Annotated in this window: 8 protein-coding genes; 4 read left to right on the top strand and 4 right to left on the bottom strand. The window is 68.5% G+C overall.

Annotation, left to right across the window (positions count from 1 at the left end; all coding sequences use genetic code 11):
* Both AB3X43_RS13895 and AB3X43_RS13890 read left to right on the top strand, forming a co-directional pair.
* A partial coding sequence (locus AB3X43_RS13895; RefSeq protein WP_369430455.1) for an ABC transporter substrate-binding protein occupies positions 1-156 on the top strand: 156 nt, incomplete at its 5' end.
* A gap of 23 nt (positions 157-179) precedes the next feature.
* Complete coding sequence (locus AB3X43_RS13890; RefSeq protein WP_369430453.1) at positions 180-479, top strand: STAS domain-containing protein; 300 nt, start codon at positions 180-182, stop codon at positions 477-479.
* Here the strand turns inward: AB3X43_RS13890 and AB3X43_RS13885 are convergent.
* Positions 464-1,315: a MurR/RpiR family transcriptional regulator gene (locus AB3X43_RS13885; RefSeq protein WP_369430454.1), complete on the bottom strand. Its 852-nt coding sequence runs from the start codon at positions 1,313-1,315 to the stop codon at positions 464-466. The two genes, AB3X43_RS13890 and AB3X43_RS13885, sit on opposite strands and share 16 nt — an antisense overlap.
* Positions 1,316-1,346: 31 nt before the next feature.
* Positions 1,347-2,804, bottom strand: coding sequence for a glucose-6-phosphate dehydrogenase (zwf, locus tag AB3X43_RS13880; RefSeq protein ID WP_369430452.1), 1,458 nt, complete (start codon positions 2,802-2,804; stop codon positions 1,347-1,349).
* 233 nt (positions 2,805-3,037) lie between these two features.
* On the opposite strand from zwf, the gene tal reads away from it, so the two are divergent.
* Positions 3,038-3,985, top strand: coding sequence for a transaldolase (gene tal / locus AB3X43_RS13875; RefSeq protein ID WP_369430451.1), 948 nt, complete (start codon positions 3,038-3,040; stop codon positions 3,983-3,985).
* A gap of 43 nt (positions 3,986-4,028) precedes the next feature.
* On the top strand, positions 4,029-5,678 hold the full coding sequence (gene pgi / locus AB3X43_RS13870) for a glucose-6-phosphate isomerase (RefSeq protein WP_369430450.1): 1,650 nt from the start codon (positions 4,029-4,031) through the stop codon (positions 5,676-5,678).
* A 22-nt stretch (positions 5,679-5,700) separates the two neighbouring features.
* Here the strand turns inward: pgi and AB3X43_RS13865 are convergent, their stop codons facing one another.
* Both AB3X43_RS13865 and AB3X43_RS13860 read right to left on the bottom strand, forming a co-directional pair.
* Positions 5,701-6,372, bottom strand: coding sequence for a S1C family serine protease (locus AB3X43_RS13865; RefSeq protein WP_369430449.1), 672 nt, complete (start codon positions 6,370-6,372; stop codon positions 5,701-5,703).
* On the bottom strand, positions 6,369-6,615 hold a 247-nt coding region (locus AB3X43_RS13860), incomplete at its 5' end, for a hypothetical protein (RefSeq protein ID WP_369430448.1). The genes AB3X43_RS13865 and AB3X43_RS13860, both read right to left, overlap by 4 nt.

Genomic DNA, 6,615 nt, shown 5'->3' with positions numbered 1-6,615 from the left:
GGCGACAGCTGGAAGATCTACGACGTGAACGTGCTGGGTGTCTGGCTGGTCGAGACCTACCGGGCCAGCTTCGCGCAGGAGATCTCGGCGTCGGGCATCGACGGTCTGATCACCAAGCTCACCGAGAAGAACAAGGCCGCTGCGGCCAAGAGCTGAGCCCTGGAGCTGCCGTGTCTGCCATGCAATTGCCTGTCCGCATCACGGTCCGCGAGGCCCGCGCCGCAGCTCGGACGCTGGCCTCGGAACTCGCAGGTCAGCCGGCGGGCGCCATCGTCGATGTCGATGCGAGCCCCCTGCAGCAGTTCGATTCGAGCGCGCTGGCGGTGCTCGTCGAGATGCACCGCCAGGCGGCGGCCGGTGGTCGCTCGTTGAGCATCAGCGGGCTGCCGCGGCGGCTGGGTGAACTGGCCCGTGTCTATGGCGTGGCCGATCTTGTCTCGTCGGGTCGGCAACCCGGTGGAGATCAGGGCGCCGCGTAACGCTTGGCGCGCAGGTTCTTCTTGATCTCCTGCAGCATCGGGCGCAGTTCCGGGCCGAGCTTGAGCGCCACGCCTGTCGTCAGGATGTCGATCACCGTCAGGTGCAGCAGCCGGCTGACCATCGGGCTGTAGCGGTCGTAGTCCTCCGGGTGGTCCACGCTCAGCAGGATCTGCGCCTGGTGGGCCAGCGGCGAGCCACTGGCGGTGATGACGATCGTGGTGGCCCCCTTGCGGCGCGCGATCTCCAGCGCGTCGAGCAGGTCACGGCTGCGGCCCGAGTTCGAGATCACCACCACGCAATCACCCGGCCCGACCATCGTCGCGGCCATCACCTGCACATGCGCGTCGTTGTAGGCGACCGCGTGCACACCCAGGCGGAAGAACTTGTGCTCCGCATCGTGCGCCACGATGCCGGAGTTGCCGACACCGTAGAACTCGATGCGGCGCTTCTCGCTGGCAGCGAGGGTCAGCGCCTCGATCGCCCGGTCGAAGGCGTGCGCGGTGGCGTCATTGCGGTACTTCAGCAGGGCACTGACCGCGTTGTCGATCACCTTGACCACCAGATCGGCCGGCTTGTCGTCCTCGTCCACCGAGCGGTGCACGAAGGGCACGCCCTCGTTGACCGTGCCGGCGAGCTTGAGCTTGAAATCGGCCAGCCCGTCATAGCCGATGCTGCGGCAGAAGCGCACCACCGTCGGCTTGCTGACGTGCGAGCGCTCGGCCAGTTCGGCCACCGGCAGACTGGCGAAGCTGCGCGCATCCGCCAGCACGAGTTTGCCCACACGCTGTTCGGCCGGCGACAGGGCCGGCAGCGAAGCGCGGATGCGGTCCAGCATCGGGGGCAGGGACGATGACGAGGTGTTCACTTCACTGTTCCTCGCTCCAGGCGAATCCATCCCGGGCCACCAGGGCGCTGGCGGCTGCCGGTCCCCAGCTGCCAGCCGCGTAGCCGCGCGGGCCTTCGCCGCCGCCGCTGCTTTCGCGCGACCAGGCGTCGAGCACCGGCTCCACCCAGCGCCACGCCTGCTCCTGCTCGTCGCTGCGCACGAACAGGTTCAGCCGGCCGGCGATCGCGTCCAGCAGCAGGCGCTCGTAGGCGCCCACCCGCTCGGCGGCGAAGGCCTTGTCGAAGTCCAGGTCCAGCGACACCGGTGCGAGCGAGTCGCTCGTGCCGCTGCCCTTGGCCGCCAGCAGGTGCAGCTCCAGCCCGTCTTCCGGCTGCAGCTTGATCACCAGCTTGTTGGCCCGCTGCGAGCCGGGGAAGATCGGGTGCGGCACCTGCCGGAAGTTCACGACGATCTGCGAGTCGCGCGCCGCCAGCCGCTTGCCGGTGCGCAGGTAGAAGGGCACGCCCGCCCAGCGCCAGTTCTGCACCTCGGTGCGCAGCGCGACGAAGGTCTCGCAGTGGCTGCCCTCGGGCACCTTGACTTCCTGCTGGTAGCCCGGCACCGCCTGCCCGCCGACATTGCCAGCGCGGTACTGGCCGCGGATCACGTCACGCGCCACCGACTCCGGCGTGAAGGGCTTGAGCGACTTCAGCACCTTGAGCTTCTCGTCGCGGATCGCGTCCGCGTCGCTGGTCGAGGGCGGCTCCATCGCGATCATCGTCAGCAGTTGCAGCGCGTGGTTCTGGACCATGTCGCGCAAGGCGCCCGTGCGGTCATAGAAGTCACCGCGCGTGCCCACGCCGAGCGACTCGGCCAGCGTGATCTGGATGTTGGCGATGCTCTCGCGGCGCCACAGCGGCTCGAACAGCGCGTTGCCGAAGCGCAGCGCCATCAGGTTCTGCACCGACGGCTTGCCGAGGTAGTGGTCGATGCGGAAGGCCTGTTCCTCGCGGAACACCGAGCGCACGACGCGGTTGATCTCCTGCGCGCTCTTCAGGTCGTGGCCGAGCGGCTTTTCCAGCACGACGCGGATGTGCGGTGCATTCAGCCCGGCCGCACCGAGTTGCTCGCAGATCACCGGAAACAGGTGCGGGCTGGTCGCCAGATAGAGGACGGCGGTGTCGGCACCACGTTCGTCGATCCACTGCTTCAGGCCGGTGTAGTCCTCCGGGTGCGACAGGTCCATGCGCCGGTAGTGCAGCAATTCGGCGAAGCGGTCGAACTCGTCGTCGGTCGGCCGCTTGGAGCTTTCGACTTCGCTGAAACGCTCCTTGATGAAGGCGCGGTACGCGTCGTCGCTGCGTTCATCGCGGGCCACGGCGAGGATGCGTCCCCCGGCCGGCAGCTTGCCATGGCGGAATGCCTGGAACAGCGCGGGCATCAGTTTGCGCCACGTCAGGTCGCCGGTGCCACCGAAGAAGACGAGATCGAAGGACATGCAGGGCCTCGAAAAGAGAAGGAGGTTGGTTCAGGCAAGTCTGGATTTTGCACTGTGCGCCACAGTACGTGTAACCCAGTTTCACAAAAGATGATGCACCAGTTTCTTGGCAAGGTCAATCGTCCGGTGCTGAACGCTGTCGTAACCGGCTTGTCCACGGCAAGCGGCCGACTCGGGTTCTAATTGCGGATCGCCGCGAACCGGCTCGATCCCACTCGAAACGACCCAACGCCATGCACCAGCTCGATCAACTCAAGCAATTCACCACCGTCGTCGCCGACACGGGCAATTTCAAGCAGCTTGCCCAGTTTGCGCCGCAGGATGCGACCACCAATCCTTCGCTCATCCTCAAGGCCGTGCAGCAGCCCGACTACGCGCCGCTGCTGGCCGAGACGGTTGCCGCTCACCGCGGGCTGCCGCTGGACGAAGTGGTGGATCAGGTGCTGGTGCGCTTCGGGCGGGAGATCCTGAAGGTGGTACCGGGCCGTGTCTCGACCGAAGTCGATGCCCGCCTGAGCTTCGATACCGCTGCCAACGTGGCGCGTGCGCACCGCCTGATCGGGCTGTACGAAGCCGCCGGCATCGGCCGCGACCGTGTGCTGATCAAGATCGCCTCGACCTGGGAAGGCATCCAGGCCGCGCGCATCCTGGAGCGCGAAGGCATCCACTGCAACCTGACGCTGCTGTTCTCGTTCTGCCAGGCGATCGCCTGTGGCGAGGCGGGCGTGCAGCTCATCTCGCCCTTCGTCGGCCGGATCTACGACTGGTACAAGAAGTCGGCCGGCGCGAAGTGGGACGAGGCCGCGATGGCCGGCGCCAACGACCCGGGCGTGCAGTCGGTGGCCCAGATCTACACCTACTACAAGAAGTTCGGCATCCCGACCGAGGTGATGGGTGCCAGCTTCCGCAACGTCGGCCAGATCACGGCGCTGGCGGGTTGCGACCTGCTGACGATCAGCCCCGACCTGCTCGCGCAGCTGCAGGCGAGCGATGGGCCGTTCGTGCGTGCGCTGGACCCGGTGGCGGCCCAGGACGCGCCGGTCCATGCGGTGTCGTACAACGAAGCCTCGTTCCGCTACGCCCTCAACGAGGACGCCATGGCCACCGAGAAGCTTGCCGAAGGCATCCGCGGCTTCGCGGTCGATGCCGGCAAGCTCGACCAGATGATCCTGTCGCTGTAACCCCGCCCCCTGTCACTGTTCCGTTCGACCGAGGAGACCGCCCATGCAAGCCCCGCGTTGCGACCAGACCGCCGCTTGGACTGCGCTGACCGCGCAGTTCGCCCAGAGCGGCCGCAGCTTCGACCTGCGCCCCGCCTTCGCCAACGACGCCACGCGCGCCGGGGCGTTCTCGCTGAGCGCGCCGGAGGTGTTTGCCGACCTGTCGAAGAACCATTGGGACGCCGAGACGCGCGGCCTGCTGCTGGCGCTGGCCCGCGAGTGCCAGATCGAGGCGCGGCGCGACGCGATGCTGGCCGGCGAGCCGATCAACCACACCGAAGGCCGCGCCGTGCTGCACACCGCGCTGCGCGCCCCGCGCGGCGCGGCGCCGTTCAGCGACGACGTGCACGAGGTGCTCGACCGGCTGCTGGCCTACGTCGAACAGGTGCGCGACACGGCGACCAGCGGCATCCGCCACGTCGTCAACATCGGCATCGGTGGTTCGGACCTCGGGCCGCAGATGGTCGTGCCGGCGCTCGACGCCTTCGCGCACCGCGGGCTGCAGCTGCACTTCGTCTCCAACGTGGACGGGCACGACATCGTGCCGGTGCTGCGTGGTCTGGACCCGCGCGAGACGCTGGTCATCGTCGCCTCCAAGACCTTCACGACGCAGGAGACGATGGCCAACGCCGAAGTCGCCCGCGCCTGGTTCCTGGCCGGCTACGGCGAGGGTGGCGAAGCGGCGATTGCCAGGCACTTTGCCGCGACCACCACCAACGTGGCGGCGGCGGCGAAGTTCGGCATCACGACCACCTTCGGTTTCTGGGACTGGGTGGGCGGGCGCTACTCGCTGTGGAGCGCGATCGGCCTGCCCATCGCACTGGCGATCGGCGCGGAGAACTTCCGCGCGCTGCTGGCCGGCGCGCACGCGATGGACCGCCATTTCGCCGAGGCGCCGCTGGAAGCCAATCTGCCGATCCAGCTCGGCCTGCTCGACGTCTGGTACCGCAACTTCCACGGCTACACCAGCCGTTCGGTCGCGCCCTACCACCAGGGCCTGCGCCGGCTGCCGGCCTACCTGCAGCAGCTGGAGATGGAGTCCAACGGCAAGTGCGTCGACCTGGACGGCCAGCCGCTGCCCTTCGGCACCTCGCCGGTCGTCTGGGGCGAGGCCGGCACCAATGGCCAGCACGCCTACTTCCAGATGCTGCACCAGGGCACGGACGTGATCCCGGTCGAGTTCATCGCCGTGAAGACGCCGTGCTACGACGCGGCGGGCGGCACCGGTCTGCCCGACAGCGTGCGCGCCGGCCTGGCCGACCAGCACCACAAGCTGCTCGCCAACTGCCTGGCGCAGAGCCAGGCGCTGATGCTCGGCAAGGCCACCGACGAGGCCATCGGTGAAACCGCACCGACGGCGTCGAAGTCGCTCGACGCGCTGACCGTGGCCCGCCACCGCACCTTCCCCGGCAACCGCCCGAGCACGACGCTGGTGATCGACCGCCTGACGCCCGCCGCCGTGGGCGCGCTGATCGCGCTGTACGAGCACCGTGTCTTCACCAGCGGCGCGCTGTGGCGCATCAACAGCTTCGACCAGTGGGGCGTGGAGCTGGGCAAGGCGCTGTGCAGCCAGCTGCTGCCGCGGTTCGCCACGGGTGAGATGACCGGGCTGGATGGCTCGACGGCCGCACTGCTGAAGCGGCTGCTGGGCTGAACACCTGTGCCCGCAGGGCAGGTCAGGGCACAGCGGCTGCCTGGCCGGCTGTGCCGGCATTGAGCTTGGTGTGGCGGGCGGGCAGCTCGCGGATCCAGTCGATCGGGATGGCGAAGTTCAGGTTCTGCGTGTCGGCCTTGACCGAGGCGAGCGTGGTCAGCCCCATCAGCGCACCGCGTTCATCGAAGAGTCCGCCACCGCTGGAGCCCCCCGAGATGGCCGCCGAAGTCTGCAGCAGGATGAGCCTCCCCGCGTCGTCCTTGCGCAGTGCCGACAGCAGGCCGTCGCTCATCGTCAGCTCCAGCCCCTTCGGGTTGCCGATGGCGTAGACCGGCTGCCCGACCGCAAAACGGGCGGTGTCGGCCAGGGCCACGGCCGGTGCGGCCAGCCCTGGCACCCGCAACTGGCAGACATCGCGCTGCACGTCCCACAGCATCAGCGTCGCCGGGAGTTTCTGCTTCTCGCGCCGCACCGCGACCTGGCGGGCACCCTTGAGCACATGGCAGTTGGTGACCACCGCCTCGGCGGCGGTGACGACGCCGCTGCCCTGGCTGAGCGGCAGGCCGTCGAGGTCATAGGTCGAGACACGCCAGACGCTCGGCGAGACCTTGGCATAGACCTGCGCCGGGGTCAGGCTCTGGGCGTGGGCGGTCGTGGCTGCAGCCACGACGAGGCAGACGAGGCAGCGGTTCATGGCGTGATCAGTCCTTTCAGCTCGCTGGCGTCGGCGCCGGGGCTGAGCGTGGCATCGCCACGGCCGGCGCTCGGCCATGGGGTGATCGCCCGGGCCTGGCCCAGCGGCACGCACATCTTGTCGGGCATCGGGTTGCGCCGCAGCGCGCCCGCTTCCACGCGGATCGCGTCGGGGTCGGTGGCGTTCAGCACGCTGCTGGTGCAGCGCGTGCCGTCGAAGGTGCTCTGCAGCAGGTAGGCCTGT

Source organism: Sphaerotilus sp., from assembly GCF_041083715.1.
GTDB lineage: Bacteria > Pseudomonadota > Gammaproteobacteria > Burkholderiales > Burkholderiaceae_C > Sphaerotilus.
Note: the sequence above shows the minus strand (reverse complement) of the source record. Positions and strands in the feature narration are given on the sequence as shown.

Excerpts from the sequence above, each read along its gene's own strand:
- AB3X43_RS13890 (WP_369430453.1), top strand. The coding sequence starts at position 180 with ATGCAATTGCCTGTCCGCATCACGGTCCGCGAGGCCCGCGCCGCAGCT.
- AB3X43_RS13885 (WP_369430454.1), bottom strand. The coding sequence starts at position 1,315 with ATGCTGGACCGCATCCGCGCTTCGCTGCCGGCCCTGTCGCCGGCCGAA.
- zwf (WP_369430452.1), bottom strand. The coding sequence starts at position 2,804 with ATGTCCTTCGATCTCGTCTTCTTCGGTGGCACCGGCGACCTGACGTGG.
- tal (WP_369430451.1), top strand. The coding sequence starts at position 3,038 with ATGCACCAGCTCGATCAACTCAAGCAATTCACCACCGTCGTCGCCGAC.
- pgi (WP_369430450.1), top strand. The coding sequence starts at position 4,029 with ATGCAAGCCCCGCGTTGCGACCAGACCGCCGCTTGGACTGCGCTGACC.
- AB3X43_RS13865 (WP_369430449.1), bottom strand. The coding sequence starts at position 6,372 with ATGAACCGCTGCCTCGTCTGCCTCGTCGTGGCTGCAGCCACGACCGCC.